At 72.3% G+C, this 26,711-nt stretch carries 21 protein-coding genes; 17 read left to right on the top strand and 4 right to left on the bottom strand.

Going from position 1 to position 26,711, the window contains the following annotated elements; genetic code table 11:
- The first annotated feature begins 52 nt into the window (after positions 1-52).
- A complete protein-coding gene (locus tag ACIBUY_RS21370; protein WP_365561910.1) occupies positions 53-1,795 on the top strand; it encodes a phosphatidylglycerol lysyltransferase domain-containing protein in 1,743 nt (580 codons plus the stop codon).
- On the top strand, positions 1,792-2,481 hold the full coding sequence (locus ACIBUY_RS21365) for a hypothetical protein (RefSeq protein WP_365561907.1): 690 nt from the start codon (positions 1,792-1,794) through the stop codon (positions 2,479-2,481). The genes ACIBUY_RS21370 and ACIBUY_RS21365 overlap by 4 nt, the downstream gene beginning before the upstream one ends.
- On the opposite strand, the gene ACIBUY_RS21360 is transcribed toward ACIBUY_RS21365, so the two are convergent.
- Positions 2,433-3,185: a hypothetical protein gene (locus tag ACIBUY_RS21360; RefSeq protein WP_399153343.1), complete on the bottom strand. Its 753-nt coding sequence runs from the start codon at positions 3,183-3,185 to the stop codon at positions 2,433-2,435. The genes ACIBUY_RS21365 and ACIBUY_RS21360 overlap by 49 nt on opposite strands.
- A 92-nt stretch (positions 3,186-3,277) precedes the next feature.
- Here ACIBUY_RS21360 and ACIBUY_RS21355 point away from each other — a divergent pair, with 92 nt between their 5' ends.
- The 8 genes from ACIBUY_RS21355 (at position 3,278) to ACIBUY_RS21320 (ending at position 14,667) form a co-directional block, all read left to right on the top strand.
- Complete coding sequence (locus tag ACIBUY_RS21355) at positions 3,278-4,054, top strand: adenosylcobinamide-GDP ribazoletransferase (RefSeq protein ID WP_399153342.1); 777 nt, start codon at positions 3,278-3,280, stop codon at positions 4,052-4,054.
- A 121-nt stretch (positions 4,055-4,175) separates the two neighbouring features.
- Positions 4,176-5,711 carry a leucyl aminopeptidase gene (locus tag ACIBUY_RS21350; protein ID WP_365561900.1) on the top strand — a complete coding sequence of 512 codons (1,536 nt, stop codon included), beginning with the start codon at positions 4,176-4,178 and terminating at the stop codon, positions 5,709-5,711.
- A 303-nt stretch (positions 5,712-6,014) separates the two neighbouring features.
- The gene (gene lpdA, locus ACIBUY_RS21345; RefSeq protein WP_365561898.1) at positions 6,015-7,403 is read left to right on the top strand and encodes a dihydrolipoyl dehydrogenase; all 1,389 of its coding nucleotides are present in this window, start codon (positions 6,015-6,017) and stop codon (positions 7,401-7,403) included.
- A 107-nt stretch (positions 7,404-7,510) separates the two neighbouring features.
- Positions 7,511-9,256 carry a 2-oxoglutarate dehydrogenase, E2 component, dihydrolipoamide succinyltransferase gene (sucB, locus tag ACIBUY_RS21340; protein WP_365561896.1) on the top strand — a complete coding sequence of 582 codons (1,746 nt, stop codon included), beginning with the start codon at positions 7,511-7,513 and terminating at the stop codon, positions 9,254-9,256.
- Between the two features lie 113 nt (positions 9,257-9,369).
- Positions 9,370-9,993, top strand: a complete 624-nt coding sequence (locus tag ACIBUY_RS21335; RefSeq protein WP_365561893.1) for a GntR family transcriptional regulator — start codon at positions 9,370-9,372, stop codon at positions 9,991-9,993.
- Positions 9,994-10,242: 249 nt separating this feature from the next.
- The gene (aceE, locus tag ACIBUY_RS21330) at positions 10,243-12,963 is read left to right on the top strand and encodes a pyruvate dehydrogenase (acetyl-transferring), homodimeric type (RefSeq protein WP_399153341.1); all 2,721 of its coding nucleotides are present in this window, start codon (positions 10,243-10,245) and stop codon (positions 12,961-12,963) included.
- 77 nt (positions 12,964-13,040) lie between these two features.
- Positions 13,041-14,021: a helix-turn-helix transcriptional regulator gene (locus tag ACIBUY_RS21325; protein ID WP_399153340.1), complete on the top strand. Its 981-nt coding sequence runs from the start codon at positions 13,041-13,043 to the stop codon at positions 14,019-14,021.
- 121 nt (positions 14,022-14,142) lie between these two features.
- Positions 14,143-14,667 carry a DUF4240 domain-containing protein gene (locus tag ACIBUY_RS21320; RefSeq protein WP_399153493.1) on the top strand — a complete coding sequence of 175 codons (525 nt, stop codon included), beginning with the start codon at positions 14,143-14,145 and terminating at the stop codon, positions 14,665-14,667.
- Between the two features lie 76 nt (positions 14,668-14,743).
- Here the strand turns inward: ACIBUY_RS21320 and ACIBUY_RS21315 are convergent, their stop codons facing one another.
- On the bottom strand, positions 14,744-15,631 hold the full coding sequence (locus ACIBUY_RS21315) for a TIGR01777 family oxidoreductase (RefSeq protein WP_399153339.1): 888 nt from the start codon (positions 15,629-15,631) through the stop codon (positions 14,744-14,746).
- 36 nt (positions 15,632-15,667) lie between these two features.
- Between ACIBUY_RS21315 and ACIBUY_RS21310 the strand changes: the two genes are divergently transcribed.
- The 3 genes from ACIBUY_RS21310 to ACIBUY_RS21300 all read left to right on the top strand — a co-directional run bounded on the left by ACIBUY_RS21310 (position 15,668) and on the right by ACIBUY_RS21300 (position 18,711).
- Complete coding sequence (locus ACIBUY_RS21310; protein ID WP_365561884.1) at positions 15,668-16,156, top strand: GNAT family N-acetyltransferase; 489 nt, start codon at positions 15,668-15,670, stop codon at positions 16,154-16,156.
- An 86-nt stretch (positions 16,157-16,242) separates the two neighbouring features.
- Positions 16,243-17,382 (top strand): PP2C family protein-serine/threonine phosphatase, encoded by a 1,140-nt coding sequence (locus tag ACIBUY_RS21305; RefSeq protein WP_365561881.1) that lies wholly within the window; start codon positions 16,243-16,245, stop codon positions 17,380-17,382.
- Between the two features lie 18 nt (positions 17,383-17,400).
- On the top strand, positions 17,401-18,711 hold the full coding sequence (locus tag ACIBUY_RS21300) for a hypothetical protein (protein WP_365561879.1): 1,311 nt from the start codon (positions 17,401-17,403) through the stop codon (positions 18,709-18,711).
- A gap of 51 nt (positions 18,712-18,762) precedes the next feature.
- On the opposite strand, the gene ACIBUY_RS21295 is transcribed toward ACIBUY_RS21300, so the two are convergent.
- Positions 18,763-19,674 carry a peptidoglycan recognition protein gene (locus tag ACIBUY_RS21295; RefSeq protein WP_399153338.1) on the bottom strand — a complete coding sequence of 304 codons (912 nt, stop codon included), beginning with the start codon at positions 19,672-19,674 and terminating at the stop codon, positions 18,763-18,765.
- On the opposite strand from ACIBUY_RS21295, the gene ACIBUY_RS21290 reads away from it, so the two are divergent.
- The gene (locus ACIBUY_RS21290) at positions 19,661-20,863 is read left to right on the top strand and encodes a MarP family serine protease (protein WP_399153337.1); all 1,203 of its coding nucleotides are present in this window, start codon (positions 19,661-19,663) and stop codon (positions 20,861-20,863) included. The two genes, ACIBUY_RS21295 and ACIBUY_RS21290, sit on opposite strands and share 14 nt — an antisense overlap.
- A gap of 259 nt (positions 20,864-21,122) precedes the next feature.
- Here ACIBUY_RS21290 and ACIBUY_RS21285 read toward each other — a convergent pair whose 3' ends face one another.
- Positions 21,123-21,908: an SDR family NAD(P)-dependent oxidoreductase gene (locus ACIBUY_RS21285; RefSeq protein ID WP_399153336.1), complete on the bottom strand. Its 786-nt coding sequence runs from the start codon at positions 21,906-21,908 to the stop codon at positions 21,123-21,125.
- A 140-nt stretch (positions 21,909-22,048) separates the two neighbouring features.
- Between ACIBUY_RS21285 and ACIBUY_RS21280 the strand changes: the two genes are divergently transcribed.
- From ACIBUY_RS21280 to ACIBUY_RS21270, 3 genes are all read left to right on the top strand, one after another.
- Positions 22,049-22,681 (top strand): TetR family transcriptional regulator, encoded by a 633-nt coding sequence (locus ACIBUY_RS21280; RefSeq protein WP_399153335.1) that lies wholly within the window; start codon positions 22,049-22,051, stop codon positions 22,679-22,681.
- Between the two features lie 207 nt (positions 22,682-22,888).
- A complete protein-coding gene (locus ACIBUY_RS21275; RefSeq protein ID WP_399153334.1) occupies positions 22,889-24,253 on the top strand; it encodes an FAD-dependent oxidoreductase in 1,365 nt (454 codons plus the stop codon).
- A gap of 201 nt (positions 24,254-24,454) precedes the next feature.
- Positions 24,455-26,674 carry a family 20 glycosylhydrolase gene (locus ACIBUY_RS21270; protein ID WP_365561869.1) on the top strand — a complete coding sequence of 740 codons (2,220 nt, stop codon included), beginning with the start codon at positions 24,455-24,457 and terminating at the stop codon, positions 26,672-26,674.
- The last annotated feature ends 37 nt before the right edge of the window (positions 26,675-26,711 follow it).

The following is a 26,711-nucleotide window of genomic DNA, read 5'->3' as shown; positions in this document are numbered from 1 at the left end:
ACGCGGCGGCGCCGACCCGACATAGCCCTAAATCGCCCATATGCTCCCGCTCATGGGCGATACACGGACAAGCACATCGACCTCACGGCGCGCCGCGGGGTTCACCGTCTGGTACCTCCGGATCGTCACGCTGATCAACCTCCTCAGCGCCGTCTGGGTCTCCTTCGGGCAGGACCTGCGCCGCCACAACGAGGACAACTACTTCACCCCGTACCTGCTGGCCGCGGGCTTCTCCTCCGCCGTCGTGACCTGGTTCCTGGCGATCACGATGCGCCGCCGCAAGCGCGCGGCCTGGATCCTCAACATCGTCCTGAGCGGCCTGTTCCTGCTGCTGTTCGCCTTCGTGATGGTCTTCCCCGAGGTGCGGCAGTACGCGCAGAACTGGATCTCGCTGGTGCTGACCGCGGCATTCGTCGTCGCCCTGGTCGTCGGCCGCCGCGAGTTCTACGCCAAGGGCGACCGCTCGAACGCGAAGCTGGCGGCGATCGTCGCGGTCGGGGGCCTGCTGGTCACCTCGCTCTTCGCGACGTTCCTGGTGACGGTCACCAACCACGCGCACGACCCGCACCGTTCGACGTTCCTGGAACGCTGGCGCTACGGCACGCTGCGCCTCATCTCGGTCGCCTCGAACGACTCCCACTACCCCGGCATCACCACGCCGAACTGGGTCAACGTCGTCATCAACATCCTCTCCACGCTGCTGCTGATCGCCGTCGTCTACGCCGCGTTCCGCTCGCGCCGCGCCGTCGACCCGCTCACCCCCGAGGACGAGGAGAAGCTGCACGCCCTGCTCGACAAGGAGGGCGAACGCGACTCGCTCGGCTACTTCGCGCTGCGCCGCGAGAAGAGCGTCGTGTGGTCCCCGACGGGCAAGGCGGCCATCACGTACCGCGTGGTCGGCGGCGTCTCGCTGGCCTCCGGCGATCCGATCGGCGACCCGGAAGCCTGGCCCGGCGCGATCGAGCCCTGGCTCGCCGAGGCGCGGGTGCACGGCTGGCTGCCCGCGGTGATGGGCGCGAGCGAGGAGGCGGGCACGGTCTACGCACGGCACGGCCTGGACGCCCTCGAACTCGGCGACGAAGCCATCGTGGAGACCGACGAGTTCACGCTGGACGGGCGGGCCATGCGCACCGTCCGCCAGGCCTACAACCGGGTCAAGCGCGCGGGCTACACGGTCCGCATCCGCCGCCACGAGGACATCCCGGCCGACGAGATGACGTACCTCCTGGAGCGCGCCGACGACTGGCGCGACGGCGCCACCGAGCGCGGCTTCTCCATGGCGCTCGGCCGCCTCGGCGACCCGGCCGACGGCAGGTGCGTCATGCTCGAATGCACGGACGGCGAAGGGGACTTGAGAGCACTGCTCTCCTTCGTGCCGTGGGGGCCGCACGGCCTCTCCCTCGATCTGATGCGCCGTGACCGCGACTCCGAGAACGGACTGATGGAGTTCATGGTGATCGAACTCCTCCAGCACGCCCCCGAGATCGGGATCACTCAGGTCTCACTCAACTTCGCCATGTTCCGCTCCGTCTTCGAACGTGGCTCGCGGCTCGGCGCGGGCCCGGTGCTGCGCCTGTGGCGCTCGCTGCTCAGCTTCTTCTCCCGGTGGTGGCAGATCGAATCGCTGTATCGGGCCAACGCGAAGTACCGGCCCATCTGGGAACCCCGTTTCCTGCTCTTCGAGAAGAGCGCCGACCTGCCGCGCATCGGGATCGCGTCGGCCCGCGCCGAGGGCTTCCTCGAAGTGCCGGGCCTGCCCAAGTGGCTGCGCGGCAGACGCCTGGAGCAGCGTTGACGGGCGGCGTCCGCGCCTGGGCGCGCAGGGAGTGGGGCCCCTTGTTCAAGGCCGTACGGGACGGACTGGTCACCCGCCGCTGGCGGGCGATCCCGCTGACGATCGCCGCGGTCTGTCTGACGGCGGTCCTCCAGTACGTGCAGAACCAGCCCTGGGGCTACCAGTTCGTCCAGAACATCGGCTCGGTGCGCGCCGAGGACCCGCTCTGGCTGTCGCTCCTGCGCACCCCGCTCTCGCTCTTCGTCCCGGCCCTCGACCTGCCCGTGTGGGGCGCGCTCGCCCAGATCCTGCTGGTGTTCGGCATCGCGGAGATCTGCCTGGGCCGGTGGCGCACCCTCGTCGTCTCCTACGCGGCCACGCTCGCGGGCACCCTGTACGCGCGCATCGGCATCGCCCTCGGCCCCGACGGCCCGTTCGGCCTGCCCGCGTCCGACGCGCAGGTCGTCGACACCGGCCCGTCGGCGGCGGTCGTCGGACTCGCCGTGTACGTGTGCTGGCGCTACCGGGCCTGGTGGACCGGCGCGTTCGTCGTCGTCACGATGGTCGCCGAGTGCGTGGTCGAGCCGAACCTCGCGGGCCGCGAACACCTGGCCGCGATCCTCGCCGCCCTCGTCCTGTGCGGGATCTCGGCGCTGCGTCAGCGGGGCGGCTCGACACGGTCCGGGGCCCCGCCGATGAAGTCCTGAAAGGCGCGGCTGAGCCGGTGCCAGCGGCGGTCGTGCCGATACGCCCGCAGGGCGGCCCTGGCCCGCGCCCGGTGCCGCCGCCGGTAGCACCTGCGCGCCCAGTACGAGCCGGGCCGCGCGAGCCGGATCGCCCCGAACAGCGCCACGAACGGCACCAGGACGCCGACGATCGCGGTCCGCGCCTTGCCCTTGAGCAGCGCGACGAGGACGAACGAGAAGTTGACGAGCAGCGTCGAGATGAGCGAGACGCGGTCGTGCTGCTCCTGTGCGGTCATGTCGTTGACGCCGAGCGGCGAGAAGCCGCCGATGACGAGCATGCCGAGGGACGCGGCGAGGACGACGACCTCGACGCTGCGCCGGCCCTGCACGCTCCAGTACACGTCGTCGAGGTGCAGGATCAGCGCGAACTCGTCGAGCACCAGGCCCGCCCCGATCCCGAAGACGACGGCGCAGATGCAGGCCGCGATGCCGTGCCGCCCACTGCCGACCGCGCCGAACCCGCCGACGACCGTGAGCACCACGCCGGGCACCACGTGGTGGATGTGCAGCCCGCCCGGGCTGATGTTGCGGAAGGGGCCGCGGCCCGCGCGGATCAGCCGGGTGATGGTCCGCGTCACCAGGAACGTGAACAGGAACGACAGCAGCGCGAGCAGCAGGGGCAGCTTCCCGGGTTCGAGGATGTTGCGGTGCCACCAGTGGCTCATGCGCTTCATCTTGCAGGCGGCACACGGGCCGCGCCCGTCCAGAAGCCCGTCCAGAAGCCCGTCCACGCGTCCGCCCCGGGTAACCTCCCCCGGTGTCCGCAACCGACTCCCGCGCCTCCCTCACCGACGGCATACGTTTCGCCTTCGGCACCCTCACGGTCCTGCCCGTCACCGTCACGCGCTGGGACCGCGCCGCCGCCCGCACCGGCATGCTCTGCGCCCCGCTGGCCGGCCTGGTCGTGGGCCTGTGCGCGGCGGCGCTCGGCGGGGCCCTCACGTTCCTCGGCGCGGGCACGCTGCTCGCCGCGGTCGCCTCGGTCGCGGTCCCGGCCGCGCTGACCCGGGGCCTGCACCTCGACGGACTCGCGGACGTGGCGGACGGCCTGGGCAGCGGCAAGCCCGCCGAGGACGCGCTGCGGATCATGAAGCAGTCGGACATCGGCCCGTTCGGCGTCGTCACCCTCGTCCTGTCCCTGCTCGCCCAGGTGGCGGTCCTGGCGCAGCTGTACGCCGACTCGTGGACCCGGGGCGCCATCGCGGCAACGGTCTCCGCGGTGACGGCCCGCCTGTCCCTGACCCTCGCCTCCCGCAAGGGCGTCCCGGCGGCCCGCCCCGAGGGCCTGGGCGCGGCGGTCGCGGAGACGGTGTCACCCGGGGCGGCGCTCCTGTCGGCCGCGGCGATCACGGCCCTGGCAGCAGCGCTGTCACTCCAGGCCGCGCTGGCCGTCGTACTCGCTTGTGGGGCGGCCGAGTTGCTGCTGCGCCGCTGCGTGAGCCGCTTCGGCGGGGTAACGGGAGACGTGTTCGGTGCGCTGGCAGAGACAGCAGCAACAGCAACGCTCGTGATTTTCAGCCTCTCCGGCGTTTGAGGAGCGGGGTCCGGGGCGGAGCCCCGCAACAGCACCTCAACGGGGCGAACACCAAAACACGGGCGTAGGCTCGCCCCGGGCCCACCCAAACCCCATTTCACGAAAGAGGGACCTCACCACCGTGACTGCTCTGACTCTCAGCACCTCCGCGGCCGGCGGCCTGCGCGCCGACGCGATCGTCGTCGGCGTCGCCAAGGGCGACACCTCCGACAAGGGGGGCCTGGTCGTCGCGCCGGGCGCGGAGGCCGTGGACAAGGCGTACGACGGCAAGCTGGCCGCCGTTCTGGAGACCCTCGGTGCCGCCGGTGCCGAGGGCGAGGTGACCAAGCTCCCCGCGCCCTCCGGCTTCAAGGCCCCGGTCGTGCTGGCGGTCGGTCTCGGCAGTGAGCCGGAGAAGGACGAGGCGTACGACACCGAGGTGCTGCGCCGCGCCGCCGGTGCCGCCGCGCGCGCCCTGACCGGTGCGAAGAAGGCCGCGTTCGCGCTGCCCGTGGAGGACGCCGAGGACGCGGGCGCGATCGCGGAGGGCGTGCTGCTCGGCGCGTACTCCTTCGACGCGTACAAGGAGTCCCCGAAGGACCCGAAGAAGAACGGCAAGGCTCCGCTCGCCGAGGCGGCCCTGCTCGGCGGCAAGCCGCGGGACAAGGCGTACAAGGCGGAGATCGAGCGTGCGATCGCGGTCGCCGAGGAGCTCAACCGGGCCCGCGACCTGATCAACACCCCGCCGAACGACCTGAACCCCGAGGCCTTCGCCGCCGTCGCCACGGCCGCGGCCAAGGAGCACGGGATCAAGATCCAGGTGCTCGACGAGAAGGCGCTCATCAAGGGCGGCTACGGCGGCATCCTCGGCGTCGGCGCCGGTTCCGCGGCCACCCCGCGCCTGGTGAAGCTCTCGTACACGAGCTCCAGGGCGAAGAAGCACCTGGCCTTCGTGGGCAAGGGCATCACGTACGACTCGGGCGGCATCTCCCTCAAGCCGGCCGGGCACAACGAGACGATGAAGTGCGACATGGCCGGCGCCGCCGCCGTGTTCGCCGCCGTCGTCGCCGCGGCCCGCCTCAAGCTCGACGTGAACGTCACGGGCTGGCTGGCCCTGGCCGAGAACATGCCGTCCGGTTCGGCGACCCGCCCGGGCGACGTGCTGCGCATGTACTCCGGCAAGACCGTCGAGGTCCTGAACACGGACGCCGAAGGCCGCCTGGTCCTGGCCGACGCCCTCGCCAAGGCCTCCGAGGAGAACCCGGACGCGATCGTCGACGTGGCGACGCTGACCGGTGCGATGGTGCTGGCCCTCGGCAACCGCACGTACGGGATCATGGCCAACGACGACGCGTTCCGTACGTCGATCCACGAGATCGCCGAGGAGGTCGGCGAGCCGTCCTGGCCGATGCCGCTCCCGGCCCACCTCGCCAAGGGCATGGACTCGCCGACCGCCGACATCGCGAACATGGGTGAGCGGATGGGCGGCGGCCTGGTCGCCGGTCTGTTCCTGCAGGAGTTCGTCGGCGAGGGCATCACCTGGGCCCACCTCGACATCGCGGGCCCGGCCTTCCACGAGGGCGCCCCGTTCGGCTACACGCCGAAGGGCGGCACGGGCAGCGCCGTCCGTACGCTGGTCCGCCTCGCGGAGCGCACGGCGGCGGGCGACCTCGGCTGAGGCACCGCCCCACTGATCCACCGACGAACAGCCCCGGGGTGCGCACTCCGGGGCTGTTCGCTTTCGACGAAAAATCCCGAGACCCCTCGAAAAATGTACGTTCCTCCACTGTGGCCGCGTCCATTTCTGGTGTAACCGCCGTCTCACACCCCAGCCCGACGTCCCGCATGCCTTCGACAAGTGCGAGGATGGGGGACGGCAGGACAGGGCCCCACCCGAGGGCCGAAGAACGAGCGGCCGAACACCAGCCGCCGCGCGGTCACTGGAGACCGGCGTACGGCGCACATGCATGGAGGACGTGACGTGGCGAACGACGCCAGCACCGTTTTCGACCTAGTGATCCTCGGCGGTGGCAGTGGCGGTTACGCCGCGGCCCTGCGCGGCTCGCAGCTGGGCCTGGACGTCGCCCTGATCGAGAAGGGCAAGGTCGGCGGCACCTGCCTGCACAACGGCTGCATTCCGACGAAGGCGCTGCTGCACGCCGGCGAGATCGCCGACCAGGCGCGCGAGGCCGACCAGTTCGGCGTCAAGGCCACCTTCGAGGGCATCGACATGGCGGCCGTCCACAAGTACAAGGACGACGTCATCTCCGGCCTGTACAAGGGCCTGCAGGGGCTGATCGCCTCCCGCAAGGTGACGTACATCGAGGGTGAGGGCAAGCTCTCCTCCCCGACCTCCGTCGACGTGAACGGCCAGCGCATCCAGGGCCGCCACGTGCTCCTCGCGACCGGCTCCGTGCCGAAGTCGCTGCCGGGCCTGGAGATCGACGGCAACCGCATCATCTCCTCGGACCACGCGCTGAAGCTGGACCGCGTCCCGCAGTCCGCGATCATCCTGGGCGGCGGCGTCATCGGCGTCGAGTTCGCCTCCGCGTGGAAGTCCTTCGGCACCGACGTCACCGTCATCGAGGGCCTCAAGCACCTCGTGCCGGTCGAGGACGAGAACAGCTCCAAGCTTCTTGAGCGCGCGTTCCGCAAGCGCGGCATCAAGTTCAACCTCGGCACCTTCTTCCAGTCCGCCGAGTACACGCAGGACGGCGTCCGCGTGACCCTGGCCGACGGCAAGACGTTCGACGCCGAGGTCCTCCTCGTCGCGATCGGCCGCGGCCCGGTCTCCCAGGGCCTGGGCTACGAGGAGCAGGGCGTCGCGATGGACCGCGGCTACGTCCTGGTCGACGAGTACATGCAGACCAACGTGCCGACCATCTCGGCCGTCGGTGACCTCGTCCCGACCCTCCAGCTCGCGCACGTCGGCTTCGCCGAGGGCATCCTGGTGGCGGAGCGTCTGGCCGGTCTCAAGACCGTCCCGATCGACTACGACGGTGTGCCGAAGGTGACGTACTGCCACCCGGAGGTCGCCTCCGTCGGCATCACCGAGGCCAAGGCCAAGGAGATCTACGGCGCGGACAAGGTCGTCGCCCTCAAGTACAACCTTGCGGGCAACGGCAAGTCCAAGATCCTCAAGACCGCGGGCGAGATCAAGCTCGTCCAGGTCAAGGACGGTGCCGTGGTCGGCGTCCACATGGTCGGCGACCGGATGGGCGAGCAGGTCGGCGAGGCCCAGCTGATCTACAACTGGGAAGCGCTGCCCGCCGAGGTCGCCCAGCTCATCCACGCCCACCCGACGCAGAACGAGGCGATGGGCGAGGCCCACCTGGCCCTCGCGGGCAAGCCGCTGCACTCGCACGACTAGCCCTCGCCCCTGCGTCGTCGCAACTGGGCGCGACGACCTACCGACCGACCACAGACTTCCGCACTGCGGCACCCGTAGTTGCGTATTCGTAAGGAGCAACAGAAACCATGGCGGTTTCCGTATCCCTTCCGGCGCTCGGTGAGAGCGTCACCGAGGGCACTGTCACCCGCTGGCTGAAGGCCGAGGGCGAGCGCGTCGAGGTCGACGAGCCGCTGCTGGAGGTGTCGACCGACAAGGTCGACACCGAGATCCCCTCGCCCGCCGCCGGCATCCTGGCCTCCATCAAGGTCGCCGAGGACGAGACGGTGGAGGTCGGCGCCGAGCTGGCCGTCATCGACGACGGCACGGGCGCCCCGGCCCCCGCTGCCGCCCCGGCCGCCGAGCCGGCCGCCGCTCCGGCGCCCGCCGCCGAGGCCCCGGCTGCCCCCGCCGCTCCCGCCGCTCCCGCCGCTCCGGCCGGTGGCGCCTCCGGCACCGACGTGACCCTCCCCGCGCTGGGCGAGTCCGTCACCGAGGGCACCGTCACCCGCTGGCTGAAGGAGGTCGGCGAGGAGGTCGCGGAGGACGAGCCGCTGCTCGAGGTCTCCACCGACAAGGTCGACACCGAGATCCCCTCCCCCGTCGCCGGCGTTCTCCTCGAGATCGTCGTCGCCGAGGACGAGACCGCCGAGGTCGGCGCCAAGCTCGCCGTCATCGGTGCCCCCGGTGCCGCCCCGGCTCCGGCCGCGCCCGCCGCCCCGGCTGCTCCGGCCGCCGCTCCGGCTCCGGCCGCCCCGGCTGCTCCCGCTGCCCCGGCCGCCCCGGCTGCTCCGGCCGCCGCTGCTCCGGCCCCGGCCCAGCCCGCCGCCCCGGCTCCGGCCCCCGCGCCGGTCGCCCCGGCTGCTCCGGCCGCGCCCGCCGCCCCCGCCACCCCGGCGGACGACGGCGCCTACGTGACCCCGCTGGTGCGCAAGCTCGCGTCCGAGAACGGCGTGAACCTGGCCTCCGTCAAGGGCACCGGCGTCGGCGGTCGCATCCGCAAGCAGGACGTCATCGCCGCCGCCGAGGCCGCGAAGGCCGCCGCTCCGGCTCCGGCCGCCGCTGCCGCCCCGGCCGCCTCGAAGGCCGCCCCGACCCTGGAGGCCTCTCCCCTCCGTGGTCAGACGGTCAAGCTGCCGCGCATCCGCAAGGCCATCGCGGACAACATGCACAAGGCGCTGCAGGAGCAGGCTCAGCTGTCCTCGGTCATCGAGGTCGACATCACCAAGCTGATGAAGCTGCGCAACAAGGCCAAGGACGGCTTCGCCGCCCGCGAGGGCGTCAAGCTCTCCCCGATGCCGTTCTTCGTCAAGGCCGCCGTCCAGGCGCTGAAGGCCCACCCGGTCATCAACGCCCGCCTGAACTACGACGAGGGCACGATCACCTACTTCGACTCCGAGAACGTCGGCATCGCCGTCGACTCGGAGAAGGGCCTGATGACCCCGGTCATCAAGGGCGCCGGTGACCTGAACATCGCGGGCATCGCCAAGAAGACCGCCGAGCTGGCGAACAAGGTCCGTACGAACAAGATCGCCCCGGACGACCTGTCGGGCGCCACCTTCACGATCTCCAACACGGGGTCGCGCGGTGCGCTCTTCGACACGGTCATCGTCCCGCCGAACCAGGTCGCCATCCTGGGCATCGGTGCCACGGTCAAGCGCCCGGTCGTCGTCTCCGACCCGGAGCTCGGTGACACGATCGCCGTCCGTGACATGACGTACGTGACGCTCTCCTACGACCACCGTCTGGTGGACGGCGCGGACGCCGCCCGCTACCTGACGACGGTCAAGCAGATCCTCGAGGCGGGCGAGTTCACGGCCGAACTGGGTCTGTAGACCCTGCGGTTGTAACCAGCCTCACCTGCGGCGCCCCCGCCCGGAGCACATCCGGACGGGGGCGCCGCCGTATTGTCTAGACGTCAATGCCCCGGCCTCCCGGAGGAGCCCCCATGACCACGCCCGTCATCCACTCGCTGCGCGAACAGATCCGCGAGCACATCGTGGAGGGGATCGTCAGCGGCCGCTGGAAGCCGGGCGAGCGGATCGTGGAGCGCCGGATCGCCACCGAGCTGGAGGTCTCGCAGACCCCGGTGCGCGAGGCGCTGCGCGAGCTGGAGTCGCTGCGCCTCATCGAGTCCGCGCCGAACAAGGGCGTGCGCGTACGGAACCTCTCGGCCGCCGATCTGGAGGAGAGCTACCCGGTGCGCGCGGGCCTGGAGGCCATCGCCGCCGAGCTGGCCGCGGAGAAGCTCGCCGACGACTGCTCGGCCCTGGAGCCGCACGTCGCGGCGCTGTACCTGGCCGACCAGGAGGCCGACGGCACCGCCCAGGTGCGGCACACCGTGGGCTTCCACCGGGAGATGGTCAGGGCCGCCGGGAACTCGGTGCTGCTGCACACCTGGGAGGGCCTGGGCATCGAGGTCTTCACCGCGCTGTCCATCCGGTGGCTGGGGACCGTGCAGCAGTCGTACGCGGAGGAGCACGCGGATCTCGTGGCCGCTTTCCGGCGTCGTGATCCGGCCATCGCCGAGCTGGTGAAGGCGCACGTCCTCGGATGCGCTCCGCGCGCCTGACGTGGCGTGATGCGGCGTGACGTACGTCTCGTTCCGGACAGGCCAAAGGGGCACCCAGTGCCCCTGTCCCTGGCACCTTGTGCCGACTTTCTCGATCTGAAGAGGTTTTGGCCTTCAACCCTTTGATCGATCATCGATCAGGGAGTTACAGTCGCCGACGGGTCCCTACCGGGACCCCCGCCCTGTCCTGCCAAAGACAAAGGGCACCCCCACCCCACCCCCTTCGACTCAGGAAGGCGTGCGGCGACTATGACCGACCCCATGCGCATCCAGCCGAGCGAGCTCGACCAGCTCCCGGACCGCGACCCCGAGGAGACCGCCGAATGGCAGGCCTCCCTGGACGCCGTTACCCAGGCGGCCGGGCCGCACCGTGCCGCGCAGCTGATGCGACGCACGCTGGAGCGCGGCGAGGCCGGCGGCCTGCCGCTGCCCAAGCTGCTGTCGACCGACTACCTCAACACCATCCCCACCTCCGCGGAGCCGGACTTCCCCGGTGACGAGGAGATGGAAGCGAAGATCACCGCGTACAACCGGTGGAACGCCGCCGCGATGGTGACCCGCGGCTCGAAGCACGGCGTCGGCGGCCACATCGCCACCTTCGCCTCGGCCGCCTGGCTGTACGAGACCGGCTTCAACCACTTCTTCCGCGGGAAGGAGGGCGACGGCTCCGGCGACCAGCTGTACATCCAGGGCCACGCCTCCCCGGGCATCTACGCCCGCGCCTTCCTCGACGGCCGCCTCTCCGAGGCGCAGCTGGACAACTTCCGCCGCGAGGCCGGGGGCAACGGCCTGCCGTCGTACCCGCACCCGCGCCGCCTGCCGTGGCTGTGGGAGTTCCCGACGGTGTCCATGGGCCTCGGCCCGCTCTCCGCGATCTACCAGGCGCGGTTCAACCGCTACCTGACCGCGCGGAACATCAAGGACACCTCCAACTCCCACGTCTGGGCCTTCCTCGGCGACGGCGAGATGGACGAGCCCGAGTCGACCTCGGCGCTCACGCTCGCGGCCCGCGAGGGTCTCGACAACCTGACCTTCGTCATCAACTGCAACCTGCAGCGCCTGGACGGCCCGGTCCGTCCGAACTTCCGCGTCGTGCAGGAGCTGGAGGCGCAGTTCCGCGGCTCCGGCTGGAACGTCATCAAGTCGATGTGGGGCAACGCGTGGGACGAGCTGTTCCAGCTCGACACCACCGGCGCGCTCCTGGAGCGCCTGCGTGAGGTCCCGGACGCCCAGTTCCAGACGTACCAGACGCGCGACGTCGCCTACATCCGCGAGAACTTCTTCGGTACGAGCCCGGCGCTGATCGAGCTCGCGAAGGTCCTGTCCGACGACAAGATCTCCGAGTGCTTCCACGTCTCCCGCGGCGGCCACGAGCCCCGCAAGGTGTACGCGGCGTACAAGGCGGCGGTCGAGCACAAGGGCGCCCCGACGGTCATCCTCACCCAGACCGTCAAGGGCTTCACGCTCGGCAAGGGCTTCGAGTCCAAGAACGCCAACCACCAGATGAAGAAGCTGACGATCGACGAGTTCAAGGGGATGCGTGACCTCCTTGACCTGCCGATCCCGGACAGCCGCTTCGAGGACGGCGTCGTTCCGTACGCGCGTCCCGCCGAGGGCTCGCCCGAGCTGCGCTACCTCGCCGAGCGTCGTGCCGCCCTCGGCGGTCCGGCCCCGGCCCGCCGCACGCAGCCGCTGGCGCCGCTGCCCGCCCCCGCCGACAAGGCGTTCGCCTCGTTCGACAAGGGTTCCGGCTCGCAGTCCGTCGCCTCGACGATGGCGCTCGTACGGCTCCTGAAGGACCTCGTACGGGACAAGACGTCCGGCAAGCGCTGGGTGCCGATCATCCCCGACGAGGCGCGCACCTTCGGCATGGAGTCGCTGTTCCCGTCGCTCGGTCTGTACTCGCCCAAGGGCCAGACGTACGACCCGGTCGACCGCGACCAGCTCATGTACTACAAGGAATCTCAGTCTGGCCAGATCCTCAACGAGGGGATCAACGAGGCCGGCGCGCTCGCCGACTTCATCGCCGCCGCCACGTCGTACTCGACGCACGGCGAGCAGATGATCCCGCTGTACATCTTCTACTCGATGTTCGGCTGGCAGCGCACGGGCGACCAGTTCTGGCAGCTCGCCGACCAGATGGGCCGCGGCTTCGTCATCGGCGCCACCGCCGGTCGCACGACGCTGACGGGTGAGGGTCTGCAGCACGCGGACGGCCACTCGCCGATGATCGCGGCGACCAACCCGGCCGCCCTGTCGTACGACCCGGCCTTCGCCTACGAGATCGCCACGATCATGAAGGAAGGCCTGCGCCGTATGTACGGCGAGGCCAAGCCGGGCGAGTCCGCAGGACAAGAAGACAAGGACGTCTTCTACTACCTGACCGTCTACAACGAGCCGATGCCGCAGCCCGCGAAGCCCGCGGTCGACGGCCTCGACGAGGCGATCATCAAGGGCCTGTACCGCTTCAACACGGCGGAGACCGCGGGTCTGAACGTGGCGGCGGCGAACGCCCCGCGCATCAACCTCATCGGTTCCGGTACGGCCATCCACTGGACCCTCAAGGCGCAGCAGCTGCTCGCCGAGGAGTGGGGCGTCGCCGCCGACGTGTGGTCGGCCACCTCCTGGACCGAGCTGCGCCGCGACGCGCTCGACGCCGACGAGGCGCTGCTGCGCGGCGAGGAGCGGACCCCGTACGTCCGCCAGGCGCTCGCCGGTGCGCAGGGCCCGGTCCTGGCCGTCTCCGACTACATGCGCCAGGTCCCCGACCAGATCGCGCAGTGGGTCGAGCAGGACTACACCTCGCTGGGCGCGGACGGCTTCGGCCTCTCCGACACCCGTGAGGACGCGCGCCGTCACTTCGGCGTCGACGCGGAGTCGATCGTCGTCGCGGCCCTCGCCCAGCTCGCCCGCCGCGGCGAGGTCAAGGCGACGGCCGTGAAGGAGGCGCGCGAGCGCTACGGCCTGTAAGGCTCTCGTACGCAGGTGACCTTGCCCCCGCCGGTGACGGCGGGGGCATTGTCGTACCCGGGCGGCATGATGGCGGCATGCGTGCTGCCCGCCTGATCAAGATGGTGCTGTTGCTCCAGTCCCGGCCGTCGATGACCGCGGCCGAGCTGGCGCGTGAACTCGAGGTGTCCGAGCGGACGGTGACGCGGGACGCGCAGGCGCTGAGCGAGGCGGGCGTCCCGGTGTACGCGGACCGCGGCCGGGCCGGTGGCTACCGGCTGATCGGCGGCTACCGCACCCGTCTGACGGGACTCGCGCGCGGCGAGGCCGAGGCGCTGTTCCTGTCCGGGGTGCCGGGTGCGCTGCGCGAGATGGGCCTGGACGACGCGGCGTCGGCGGCCCGCCTGAAGGTGTCGGCGGCGCTGCTGCCCTCGCTGGCGGACGCGTCGCGGACGGCGGCGCAGCGCTTCCACCTGGACGCGCCGGGCTGGTTCCAGGAGCCCGAGACGCCCGAGTTGCTGCCGGTGATCGCCGAGGCGGTGTGGGACGACCGGGTGGTGCGGGTCGCGTATCAGCGTCAGGACGCCATCGTGGAGCGGGAGTTGGAGCCGCACGGGCTCGTGCTCAAGGCAGGCGTCTGGTATTTGGCGGCCCGGGTGCGCGAGCGGGGCTTCCGGGTGTACCGCATCGACCGGTTCACGTCGGTCCGGTCCGACCCCGGGAGTGCTGCCCAACACTTCGTACGGGACGAGGAGTTCGACCTGCCCGGCTTCTGGGAGGAGCGGGCGGCGCAGTTCGCGCGGGCGATCCTGCGGGCCGAGGCGGTCATACGGCTGACGCCCGACGGCGCCCGGCGGCTGCCGTACGCCATGGATCGCGGGGCCGCGCGGGAGGCGCTGGAGGCGGCGGGCGCGGCGGATCCGGACGGGCGGGTGACCGTGACCCTGCCGATCGAGTCGGAGGAGGTCGCCTTCACCCAGCTCATGGCGCTCGGCCCGGAGGTGGAGGTGGTGGCTCCGCCGGCGTTGCGGGAGCGGTTCGCGCGGGCGGTGCGGCGGATGGGCGAGTGGTACGGGTAGCCGCCGGGCACGGGCGTGTGCCGTGCGCCGGGTGCCTTGGGCATGTGCATGCGTAACGAAGTGGCGTTCCTCTTGCGCTCGGCGTGCGCCCCCTGGGTCGAGGGCCGATGCTTGTCCCGTGATGGACGAGACCGAGTTCTGGGAGATCGTGGACAGCACCCGCGAGGCCGCCGAGGGCGACCCCGAGGACCACGCCGAGCTGCTCGTCGACAGACTGCTGCAGCGCGACCCCGAGTCGGTGCTCGACTTCGCCCGGCACTTCGAGGTCCGGTACAACCGGGCCTACCGCTGGGACCTGTGGGGTGCCGCGTGGGTGCTCCTCGGCGGGGCCAGTGACGACGCCTTCGACTTCTTCCGGTGCTGGCTGATCGGGCAGGGGCGCGAGGTGTTCGAGGGGGCGCTGCACGACCCGGACTCCCTGGCGGAGTCGCTCCGCGAGTTCGACGACGAGGTCGACGGGGACGGGGAGGAGCTGGGGTACGCGGCGGACGAGGCGTACGAGGAGTTGACCGGGGCGGTCGCGGCCGACCTGGGTATTCCTCCCGCCCCTGCCGAGCCGGAGGGGTCGCCGGTGGATTTCGAGGACGCGGCGGTGTTGGCGCGGCTGTATCCCCGGTTGACCGAGCGGTTCGGCCAGGCGCCGTAGCTTCGACGGCCTGGCCGCCGGGTGCGGGCCGGTGGGGCTTCTCGCGCAGTTCCCCGCGCCCCTGAAGGGGCGCGGATCACGCGGCCCCAATGGCCTCCTCCAACCCCGGGAACGCGAAGTCGAAGCCTGATTCCAGCAGGCGGCTGGGTACCGCCCGGGTCGAGCCCAGGACGTCCCCGGCCATCTCCCCCAGCACCACGCGGAGCACCGGCGCCGGGACGGGTAGCAGCGCCGGGCGGTGCAGGACCCGGCCCATCGCGGTGGCGACCTCACGATTCGTCGCCGGGTGCGGCGCGGTCAGGTTCACCGGCCCGGAGAGGGCGTCCGCGTCCAGAAGGTGCCGCAGCGCCGCCACGTGGTCGTGCAGCGCGATGTACGACCAGTACTGGCTGCCGTCGCCCATGCGTCCGCCGAGCCCCGCCTTGAAGAGGGGGAACAGCTTGGCCCAGGCGCCGCCGCCGCGGGCCACGACCAGGCCGGTGCGGGCCAGGACCGTGCGGATGCCGGCCTGGTGGGCGGGGGCCGTGGCGGCCTCCCACTCCACGCACAGGGAGGGCAGGAAGCCCTCGCCCGCCGGGGCGGACTCGTCGACCGCGCGGGCGCCCGTGTCGCCGTAGTAGCCGATCGCGCTGCCGTTGAGGAAGACGCGGGGCGGGGTGTCGAGGGAGGCGGCCGCCTCCGCGAGGACCGTCGTGCCGAGGACCCGGCTGTCGTGGATCTCCCGCTTGTACGCCGCCGTCCACCGGTGGTCGCCGACCCCGGCCCCGGCGAGGTTGACGATCGCCTCGCAGCCGTCGAGACCGGCCGCGTCGACCTGTCCGCCCCGGGGGTCCCAGCGGATCTCGTCCGCCGCCCGCGGGGCACGGCGCACCAGGCGCAGCACGTCGTGGCCGTCTGCGGTCAGGGAACGGACGAGAGCCGAGCCGATGAGCCCGGAGGCACCTGCCACCGCGATACGTGTCATGCCTCCATCCTGCCTCTCGGTCGTACAGTGACGCGCATGTCTGTCACGCCGCCCCGCACACGTTTCGCCGTACCGGAGGACGAGGAGGCGCTCGGCCGCCTCGACCGGGACACCTGGTCGCACCTGCACGCGGTGAAGCCGCTGGAGGAGGACGCGCCGTTCTTCACCGAGCGGTTCGGCCCGCGCGACCATCTGGTCGCCGAGGTCGACGGCCGCGTCGTGGGGTTCGTGCGGCTCGGCCGCCCCACCCCGCTGCCGTCGAACGCGCACGTGCGGCAGATCCAGGGCCTCGCCGTCGCCGACGCGGCGCGCGGCCGTGGCGTCGGCCGGATCCTGGTGCGGGCCGCCGTCGAGGAGGCACGGCGCCAGGGTGCGCGGCGGATCGCACTGCGGGTGCTCGGGCACAACGCTCCGGCCCGCAGGCTGTACGAGGCCGAGGGCTTCGTCGTCGAGGGCGTGCTGCCCGGGGAGTTCCTGCTCGACGGGGAGTACGTGGACGACGTCTTCATGGGGCAGCCGCTGTAGGGCCATGGCCTGCGGGAGTGCGGCGGGTCGCGAGTCGTAGCAGGGTGAATGGGTGCGGACGACCGTCCCGAAGGGAGCATCCCGGCATGACCTGGCCCGTGGCGCGCCGTCGTGACGGGGCGGAGCGTGCCTGGCTGCGCGGGGCGCCGCCGCCGCGCTGGGTGCGCTGGCTGCCGGTCGCGCTGCTCGTCGGCCTGATCGTGCTGCAGGCCGTCACGGACGAGGACCTGGACCTCGGATTTCTGCTCGGCGCGATTCCGCCGCTGGCCGCCCTGTCGTACGGGCCCGCGGCGACGGCGCTGATGGGCGGCGTCATCGTCCTCCTCCTCGCGGTGCCGTCGACGGGCTTCGGGCGCCCGGGCGACGGTGACGTACTGACCGTCGCGTTCGTGTCGGTCCTGAGCGTGCTGATCGCGTGGGTGCGCAGCCGGCGCGACGAGCAGCTGGTCACGGTGCGTACGGTCGCGGAGGCCGCCCAGTTCGCGGTGCTGCCGCCGCTGCCGGAACGGGTGGGGGCGGTGCGCTGTGCGGGCCTGTACCGGGCGGCGCAGCGCGAGGCGCTCGTCGGCGGCGACTTCTTCGACGTACGGCGCGGGCCGCACGGGGTGCGGGCGGTCGTCGGCGACGTACAGGGGCACGGTCTGTCGGCGGTGGGGACGGTGGCGGGGCTGCTCGGCGCGTTCCGGGAGGCGGTGCTCGACCAGCCGGATCTGGAGGGGGTCGCGGCGCGGCTCGACCGGCGGCTCGTGGTGGACGCGGCGCAGGACGAGCACGCGGAGCTGTTCGCGACGGCGGTGCTCCTTGAATTCCCCGACGACTCCCCCGTCGTACGGGTCGTCAGCTGCGGGCATCCGCATCCGCTGCTGCTGCGCGACGGCACGGTGCGCGAGCTGGAGGTGCCGTCCGGGGCGCCGCTGGGCCTCGGCATCGCGGGGCTCGCGCCGCCCGAGCGGCTGACGGTCGCCCTGCGCGGCGGGGACCGGCTGCTCGCGCTGACGGACGGGGTGACGGAGGCGCGGGACGCGACGGGCACGTTCTATCCGCTGGTGGAGCGGCTGCCGGGCTACGACTGCGCGGATCCGGCGGCGCTGACGGACGCGGTGTGGCGGGACGTGGTGCGGTTCGCGGGGACGGTGCAGGACGATCTGACGCTGCTGCTGTTCGCCCCGGATGCCCCGAAAGCTCCGGGGATGCCGGGGGTGCCGGATGTGCTTGACGGGCCGTGAAGTGTGAACGTAGAGCCCATGAAACACCTGGGACTCCCGCGCCACGTGCTGCTGCCGCTCACGCTGTGCTCACTGGCGGTGCTGTCCGGCTGCTCCGACGACGAGTCCACGGCCACGCCGCCGGTGGCCTCCCCCGCGGCGACGGCGAGCGGTGCGCGCTGCGTGACGGATCCGCCCGCGCCCGACGTGCCCGCGGACTCGGTGCCGGACGTGAAGGGCGCGTACACGGTGGACGGCAAGGACGTGGCAGCGCCGTTCAGGACGCCGTACGAGGCGACCGCGGGCGATGAGTCGGCGGTGCTTGTGACCGGGGGCGGGAAGCTGACGACGCGGGACTCGAGCGTCACCAAGAAGGGTGACACCTCGTCCCTCGACGCGTCCGCCGGGCAGGGTCTCAACGCGGCACTGCTGGCCCGCGAGGGCGGTCAACTGGCGTTGTCCGGTGGCTGGTTCAGCACGGAGGGCAAGGGCGCCAGTGCCGTGTCCGCGGCGGGCGAGGGGGCGCGGGCCGACCTCAGCGCGAGCGGCATCAGCGCCAAGGGCACCTCCGCGCACGGCGTGATGGCGTCCTACGGGGCCGAACTCGCCCTGGCGTACGTGGAGATCGACACGGCCGGCGCCCAGGCCGCGCCGGTCGCGACCGGCCCCGGCGGCGGCCGGGTCACGGTGCACGGCGGCACGATGACGTCGGCGGGCTGCGGCTCCCCCGGGGTACAGACCACCGGGGACGTCTCGGTGACGGGGACGCTGTTCGACCTCGCGAACTCGGAGGCGTTCACCGTGGAGCCCGGCGGCTCCCTGTCCCTGAAGGACGTCCGGGCGTCGGCCGCCGCGGGCGGCGTCGTGCTGCGGGGCGACGGAGCTGCCTCGTTCGCGATGTCGGGCGGCTCGGTCCAGGCGGCGGAGGGCGATCTCTTCTCGGTCCAACAGGCCACGGCCGACGTGAAGTTGACGGGCGGCGCGGAGCTGACGACGAAGGGCGGGGTGCTGCTGCGGGTCCGTGACGAGGGGGCGGCGACGTTCTCCGCGGACGACGAGAAGCTGAAGGGCGACGTGCTCGTCCCCGACGGGTCCGCGGTGCTCGACCTGAGCGGTTCGACGACGCTGGACGGCACGGTGACGGGGGCGTCGATGAAGCTCGGTGCCGGTACGAAGTGGTCGGTGGCCGGGGACTCGACGCTGCGGGGCCTGGAGCTCGGCCCGGGGGTCGACGTCGCCGACGCGATCGACGGGAACGGGCACAAGGTCACGTACGACGAGGAGTCCAGCCCCGGTCTGGGCGGGAAGACGTACCGGCTGAGCGGCGGCGGCACGCTGAAACCGGCGTGAGCCTTCGCTCTTGACCCTTGGATTCAGGTACGTCCTTGGAGACGGGTGGATTCAGGTACGTCCTTGGAGACGGGCCGCGCGGTCGCGGATCGCGGGCAGCTCGGCCATCAGGGCCAGGCCCGGGCAGAAGGTCTCGTAGCCGTCGCGGTGCCCGGAGACCGCGCGGAAGGCGGCCGTGCTGCCCGCCTCGAAGCGGCTGTGGCTGTTGCTGGACACCAGCTGCACCACCGCGCGCGGGTCGACTCCGGTGAGCCCCAGCTTCCAGGCGGCCACGGCGGCGATCGCGTCGGTCATCGCGCGCGGCACCGGCGTGCCCTGCGTGTAGGTGCCGATCGCGGCGATCCCGGCGGTGTTCTGGTTGAACCCCTGGGTGTGGGCGCCGACGACGGGCCGCTCGACGCCGCCCGCCCGGCCCTCGTAGACGGTGCCGCAGCGGTCGACGAGGAAGTTGTAGCCGATGTCGTCCCACTCCCGGCCGCCGGCCTGGCCCGCGTACAGGGTGCGGATGATGCGCGGCACGTCGGCGCAGTCGTACCCGTTCGGTGAATCGGTGTGGTGGACGAAGACCGCGTCGACGCGGTCGGCGTAGCGGATCGGGTCGCGGTGGTAGGTGTCCGTGTCCGCCAGCCACTCGGTGCGCGGCACGATGCGCGGTGCGCTCGCGGTGTGCGCTCCGGCGGCCGCGCGGCGCACCGGGACGGCAGCGGCGGGCATCACGCCGGCGGCCCGCGGCGAGTCGGCCGGTGCGGGCCGGTCGATCGCGACGGCGCACAGCACGAGCAGCCCGAGGGCCAGGGCCCCGGGCAGACAGCACAGCGCCGCTTTGGCGGCACGTCCGACGCGTTCGACACGCACGCCTCCCACTCTCCGCCCGCCCCGCGCTGTGCGGTCGGCCACTTTGGGCCGGATGGCGGAACCACCTGGGGCTTCGCGAGCGTTTGTTCCCGATATGGACCTGCACATACACATCGTCGACGTCCTGCTCGTCGTGCTGGCCCTCGCCTACGCCGTGTCCGGCTACCGGCGCGGCCTGCTGACGGGCTGCGTCTCGCTGGCCGGGTTCGTCGGCGGCGCCGTCATCGGCGTATGGCTGCTGCCGTTCGTCATGAAGGGCTTCACGCCCGGCACGTCGTCGGCCACGGTCGTCGCCGTGCTCACGGTGCTGCTGCCCGCGGTCGCCGGGCACACCCTGGCCGGGCGGCTCGCGGCGCGGGTGCGCGGTGGCATGGACCGGGCGCCGGGGCCGCTGCAGGTGGCGGACGGGGTCGGCGGGGCCGCGGCGGGCGCGGTCGCGGTCCTGGTCGTCGGATGGGTCGCGGGCAGTGTCCTCGCGGCGTCGTCCTCGGCGGGCCTGAACCAGGCGATCCGCGAGTCGACGGTCCTCGGCGCGGTGCAGGACAGGATGCCGTCGTCGACACCGGCCTGGTTCTCGCGGGCCACCGGCGCGCTCACCTCGGCGGGCTTCCCGCAGGTCTTCGACCCGTTCGCGAACGAGCCGTCGGCCGAGGTCGCCAAGCCGTCCGGGGACAACGTGACGGCGGCGGCGGCGCGGGCCGCCGCGAGCAGCACCGTGAAGGTGGAGGGCGCCTCGGGCACCCAGGGCCGCGAGGGCAGCGGCTTCGTGTACGCGCGCCGGCACGTGATGACGAACGCGCACGTGGTGGCCGGCATCGACGACCCGACGGTCCGGGTCGGCGGCATCGGCCGGGCGTACGCGGCGAAGGTGGTCCTGTTCGACCCGGACAAGGACGTGGCGGTGCTGTACGTGCCCGGGCTCGATGCGCCTTCCCTGAAGCTGGACGACGGCGCGTCCCGCGGCGACGCGGCGGTCGTCGCGGGCTACCCCGAGAACGGCGGCCTCGACCTCCAGGCGGCCACCGTCGCCGACACGATCAGGGCCGGCGGGCAGAACATCTACGGCTCCGGGAACGTGACGCGCGAGATCTACTCGATCCGGTCGACCGTGCTGCCCGGGAACTCGGGGGGTCCGCTGCTCACCACCTCCGGTGAGGTGTACGGGGTGGTGTTCGCGCGGTCGACGACGGATTCGGGGACGGGGTATGTGCTGACCGTGGACGAGGTGTCGGGCGACGCGGAGAGGGCGGCGTCGGCGACCTCGGCGGTGGATACGGGGGCGCTGGTTTCGTCTTAGTGCCGCCTGATCGCCGTGGGGCGGATGGTCCGTCGGCGACTGCTGCGCCGTCGTGGCTGGTCGCGCAGTTCCCCGCGCCCCTGGAGATGCGCACGTCGTGCGCGATCTCCATCAGGAAGGCAGCGGCAAGCCGCATGCCTCCCAGGGGAAGCGCGGCGGAGCCGTCGCTTCAGGGGTGCGGGGAACTGCGCGAGAAGCCCCACCGGCCCGCACCCGCCCGCGACGGAGTCACCCCGCAGATGAGAAGGCGCACCCCGGCTCAGTAATGCGTCCCGCCGTCGATGCGCACCTCCGTGCCCGTGATGAACTTGCCGTCCTCGGACGCGAGCATCGCCACGACGCCGGCCACGGCCTCGGGGCCCGCGAAGCCCTCGCCCAGGGCCGGGGTCAGCTTCGTGAACAGGGACCAGTCCGTGCCGTCCGGCAGCCCGGGGCCCTGGCTCTGCTTGCTCGCGCCGGAGCCGTCCGTCATGCCGGAGGAGATCGAGCCGGGCTGCACGGCGGTGAACCGGATGCCCTGCTTGCCGTACTCGGCAGCCAGCGCGTGCGTCATCGACTGGATGCCGCCCTTGCTCGCCGCGTACGCCGCCATGTAGGGGTGGGCGAACATCGCGGACGTGGAGCTGAAGTTGACGACGGCGGGCGCGTCGCCGTCGAGCAGCGCCGGGATCGACTCGCGGATCATCAGGAACGTGCCGGTCAGGTTGACCGCGATGACCTGGGTGAAGTCGGACAGGGCGGTCTCGTGGGTGTGCGAGGAGCGCAGGATGCCGGCCGCGTTGACCAGCACGTCGAGGCCGCCGAGCGTCCGCACCGCGGCGGCGACCCCTTCGCGTACGGACGTCTCGTCGGCGATGTTCACGACGACGGTGGTCAGTCGGTCCGCGGCGGCGCCCGCCTTGGCGACGGTGTCCTCGAGACCCGCCTCGCTGACGTCGGCGGCGACGACCGTGCCGCCCTCCGCCAGCATGCGCAGCACCGTGGCCTGGCCGATGCCGGAGCCGCCGCCGGTGATCAGTGCGCGGCGTCCTTCGTAGCGGTTCATGTCGTGTCTCCCTGAGGTGATACCGGGGCGGCGTTGCCCGTGCTCCTCACGTTACGCCCAGGTGGCACGTTTTGCCACTACGGCCATTCGTGCCATTCCGTTCCCGCCCGGGCCCCGCGTGCCGGGCTACGCTTCGTGCCGTGAACCGACCTCTTTCCCTGACCGAGCGCCGCAAGGCCGCGACGCAGCTCGACATCGCGCGGGCCGCGGTCGAGCTGTTCACCGAGAAGGGGCCCGACGCCACGACGGCCGAGGAGATCGCGGCCCGGGCCGGCGTCGCCCTGCGCACCTTCTACCGGTACTTCCGGAACAAGCAGGACGCGGTGGGCCCCCTGCTCGCCTCCGGCGGCGACCGCTGGCGCGAGCTGCTCGCCGAGGCCGGCCCTGGCACGGACCTCCCCGCGGCCCTCGAGGCGGCGGCGGTGACGACGCTGACCCCGGCGGACGACGCGGCGGAGGAGGGGCTTCGCCAGACGCGGCAGTTGTTGCGGGCGGCGCAGGACGACGCGGCGCTGCGGGCGGTCTGGTACCGGGTGAACCAGGAGTCCGAGGAGAAACTGGCCCCACTGGTGGCCCAGTTGGCGGGACCGGACGCCGATCCCCTGGAGAGCCGGTTGCTGGCCGCGGCGGCGACCGACGCGATCCGCATCGCGCTGGAGGTGTGGGCGACGACGGACGCGCCGACCTCAGGGCCGGGTTCACCGGTCGAGCTGGCCCTCCGGTGCCTCAGGTCGTTCCGATCGAGCCCCTCCGGGGGCGCCTCCCGGCGTTAGCCGGGGGAGATCGAGGAGCGGGGTCCGGGGCAGAGCGCCGTGCCCCGAGGGCGCACCCCGCAGGGAGAACGTGCTCCCGTGCCGCCCCGCCGCGCGGGCCCCACCCGGCGGAACCCCACCTACCCTCGACCCGAAATCAGGTATTCCGAGGGGGAGTTGGGGGCAGAAGGCCTCCAGCCGTCAGCCGCCCAACCGCCGGAGGCACACGTGTTTGAGGCCGGACACGCAGAATCAGGCGCCGTCGTCATCGTGGGGGCAGGGGTCGCGGGGCTCGCTGCCGCGCAGCACCTGACCAGGGCGGGCGTACCGGCCCTGGTCCTGGAGGCCGCCACGGTTGTCGGGGGCCGGATGTCCACCGAGAAGGTCGACGGATTCCGGCTCGACCGGATCGGGCAGCTGCTGTCCACGTCGTACCCCGAGCTACGGCGGACACCCGGCCTGGACGGCCTCACCCTGCGTCCGTTCTCGCCCGGCGTGCTGGTGCACAGCGAGGGCCGCCGCCTCAGGACCGGGGAACCGGCCCGTCCCCGGCGCGCAAGGGGCGCACTCAGCGCGGCACGCGCCCTCGCAAGCGCCCCCCGCCCGCCGCGCGGCGTCCGGCCCCCGCTCGGCGGCCCGCTGGACCACGCGCGCCTCGGCGCCGCCCTCGCCCGGCTCGCCGCCACCGAGCCCGCCAAGCTGCTCGCACGGCCCGAACTGCCCATCGGGCGCGCCCTGTTGGCCCGCGGCATGCCCTCCAGGATGCTCCACGGCTTCGTACGTCCTCTGCTGTCGGCCCTGTTGTGCGACCCGGGCCTGACGACGTCCAGCCGGTGCGCGGACCTCGCCCTGCACGCGTACGCGGCGGGCCGCCTCGCCGTGCCGGAGGGCGGTGCCGACGCCCTGCCCGAGCTGCTCGCGGCCTCCCTGCCGCCCGGCACCGTGCACACCGGCGTCCGGGTCACCGCGGTCTCGGCGAACTCGGTGACCACCGCCGAGCACGGTGAACTGCCGTGCCGCGCCGTACTGTTGGCGACCGGCGCGCGGGCCGCCGCCGCACTCCTTCCGGGCCTGCGCGTGCCCGCGTTCCACCCGGTGACCGTCGTCCACCACGCCGTGCCCGAGGCGCCGCTCGCCGAGGCCGCGCTGCTGCTCGACGCCGACCGGCTCGGGCCCGTCGCGCACACCGCCGTCATCAGCCGGGTCGATCCGACCCGGGCCCCCGCGGGCCGCGCGCTCGTCTCCTCGACGGTGCTCGGCGCACCGCCCTCCGACCACGAGCTGCGGACCCAACTCGCCGCCCTGTACGGCACGTCGACGAGCGGCTGGGAGACCCTCGCCGTCCATCACGACCCGTGCGCCGTGCCCGCGATGCCCGCACCGCACGACCCGCGCCGCCCGGTGCGGCTCCTGCACGGCCTGTACGTGTGCGGGGACCACCGGGACACGAGCACGGTGCAGGGCGCCCTCCACTCGGGCCGCCGCGCGGCGTACGCGGCACTGGCGGACCTGGGCGTGCCCCGGGCCGCGGCACCCCAGCCGCAACCGGCTTCGGCCGCACCCTCGGAAGAGCCCATCGGCGAGGCCGCCTGAAACCGCCGGATCACCCCACACCCTCGTACGAGAACCAGCCAGGACCTCGGAGCTGTCGCCCCTATAAGCCCCTTCCGGCACCCCGCACAACCCTTGTTCGCGCCCGTCTCCGTGGCACGCTCCGGAGGCGGGCGCCCCTCTTGTCACGACCTCAACTCCCCTCTACGGTCGGCCCAACCAGCCTTCCAGGAGGTCATCGCCGTGCGCAGACATGTCCCGGGACCGCTGCTCATCGCCCTGTCCCTCGTCGCCGGATTCATCGGATCTGCCGTGGTCGCGGAACCGGTGGCCGCCGCGGCCGCCGAGGCCACCGCCCCGGTGTCCGTGATCCCCCGCCCCACCGACTGGACGTCCCTCGACGGCACCGTCACGTTCACCCCGCGCAGCCGGATCCTCGTCGACCCGCGCAGCCTCGGAAGGCAGTCGCTGCCCGCGGGCCGCGCCGAGTTCCCGGGCCCGACGCACCAGTCGACCGGCGGGCTCGCCCTCCAGTTGCAGGGCGAGATCAAGGCCGTCACCGGGGTGAGCCCGCAGATCGCCGGCGACGTCGGGCACGCGCGCACCGGCGACGTCGTCCTCACCCTGCGCGACAGGCCCCAACTGGGCGCGGAGGGCTACGCGTTCGACTCCGCGGCCGGTCCTGTCCGGATCGACGCCGCCTCCACCCACGGCCTGTTCTACGGCACCCGCACCCTGCTCCAACTGCTGCGCTCCACGGACCCGGGGGCACACCGCACCCTCCCCCGCGCCCGGGCCACCGACGTACCTGCCCAGTCGGTGCGCATGGTGCACCTCGACGCGGGCCGCAAGTACTGGTCGATCCCCTACCTCAAGAACCTGATCCGCAGAATGGGCGACCAGAAGCTGAACACCCTGCTGCTGCACCTCTCGGAGTCGGAGGGCTTCCGCCTGAACAGCCCGAAGTTCCCGGGCCTGGCCGACCCGGAGCACAGCTACAGCCGCGCCGACATCGAGGAGTTGAAGGCCTTCGCGGCGCGCCGGCACGTGCAGCTGATGCCGGGCCTGGAGATCCCCGGACACGCGACGGCCCTCAGCCAGAGGTACGGGATCGGCTTCGGCTCGGGCCCGAACCCGTGCACGCAGGCGCACACCCACTCCCATCTCACGCCCGACTGGATCATCGACATGACCAGCGACAAGGCGGTCGAGAAGACGAAGGAGATCGTCGCCGAGTTCACGACCTGGTTCGACGCGCCGCTGTTCTCGATCGGCGCCGAGGAGGTCCCGGCGCAGCTGGCCGACTGCCCGCGCGTCCAGGACTACCTGGCGAGGTCCCCGGACGTCACGACGCTCGGCGACCTCCTCAACCGGTACATCAACACCCTTGACGACGTGGTGACTTCACACGGCAGCCGGACCGCGCTCTACAACGGCTCGGAACACATGGCCGCACCCCAGCAGACGGTCCACGGCCCGGTCGTCTTCCTCACCTGGGACCACGCCAGCGCCGAGCCCGCGATCCCCGGCCACGACGAGATCGCCCTCGGCCCGTTCTACGTCACCCCGAACAACTACCACCACTGGTACCCCGACAAGGCCTGGATGTACGACACTTGGGCGCCCAGCACGGCCCCCGACATGCTCGGCTCCGGCCTGCCGAACTGGGCCGACTACAACTTCTGGGCCGACGACCACTACTTCGAGCAGCAGATGGCGGGCGCCCGCGCGATCCTCGCCGACCGCGCCTGGAACGGCACGCAGACCCCGGACATCGTCGCCGACTTCCAGGCCCGCGCCGCCCTGGTCGGCGACCCGCCCGACGTCACCCCGCCCCCGTCGCACCCACGCGTGAACGACGGCCGCCCGAGCCACAAGTGGACCTTCGACTCGGCTTCGTACCCGAAGGGTTGGACGTACGCGGGCTCCCCCGGCAACACGCTCTACGCCGAGGACGTGGCGGGCAACCTGCCCGGCACCTCGTACATCATCAACAACCCGACGCCGGTCCCGGACGGCGTGCACGGCGAGGCCTGGCGCTTCGACGCGAACCGCGACGGCGTCGGCTTCGGCGGCCTCGACGTCGCCGAGCCGTGGACGGTCTCGGTCTGGGTCCGCGCGACGGCCCGCACGGGCGACCAGATCCTGCTCAGCTCCTCGGCGGTCGCGCTCAAGCTCCAGCAGTACCGCACCGGCAAGGTCGGCTTCACCCGCTTCGGCGCGGCCGACCTGAGCTTCGACTACACGCTGCCGCTGGACGAGTGGACGCACCTGACGTGGGTGGCCACGAAGGACCGCACGACGCTGTACGTGAACGGTTCGGACGCCGGCTCGATCGCCGCGTCCGTCCCGCTCCCCCTGCGGTCCATCGGTACCGAAAAGGCGTCCCTGCGGGGCGACTTGGACGACCTGACGACCTGGGACGAGGCGCTGAGCGCGTCGGCCGTGGCCGAGCTGGACTGACCACCTGGACTGACCACCCGGAGGGGGCCCGGCACCA

This window comes from Streptomyces sp. NPDC050085, from assembly GCF_044460595.1.
In the GTDB taxonomy this organism is placed as follows: Bacteria; Actinomycetota; Actinomycetes; order Streptomycetales; family Streptomycetaceae; genus Streptomyces.
This window is presented reverse-complemented; position numbering and strand designations above follow the sequence as displayed.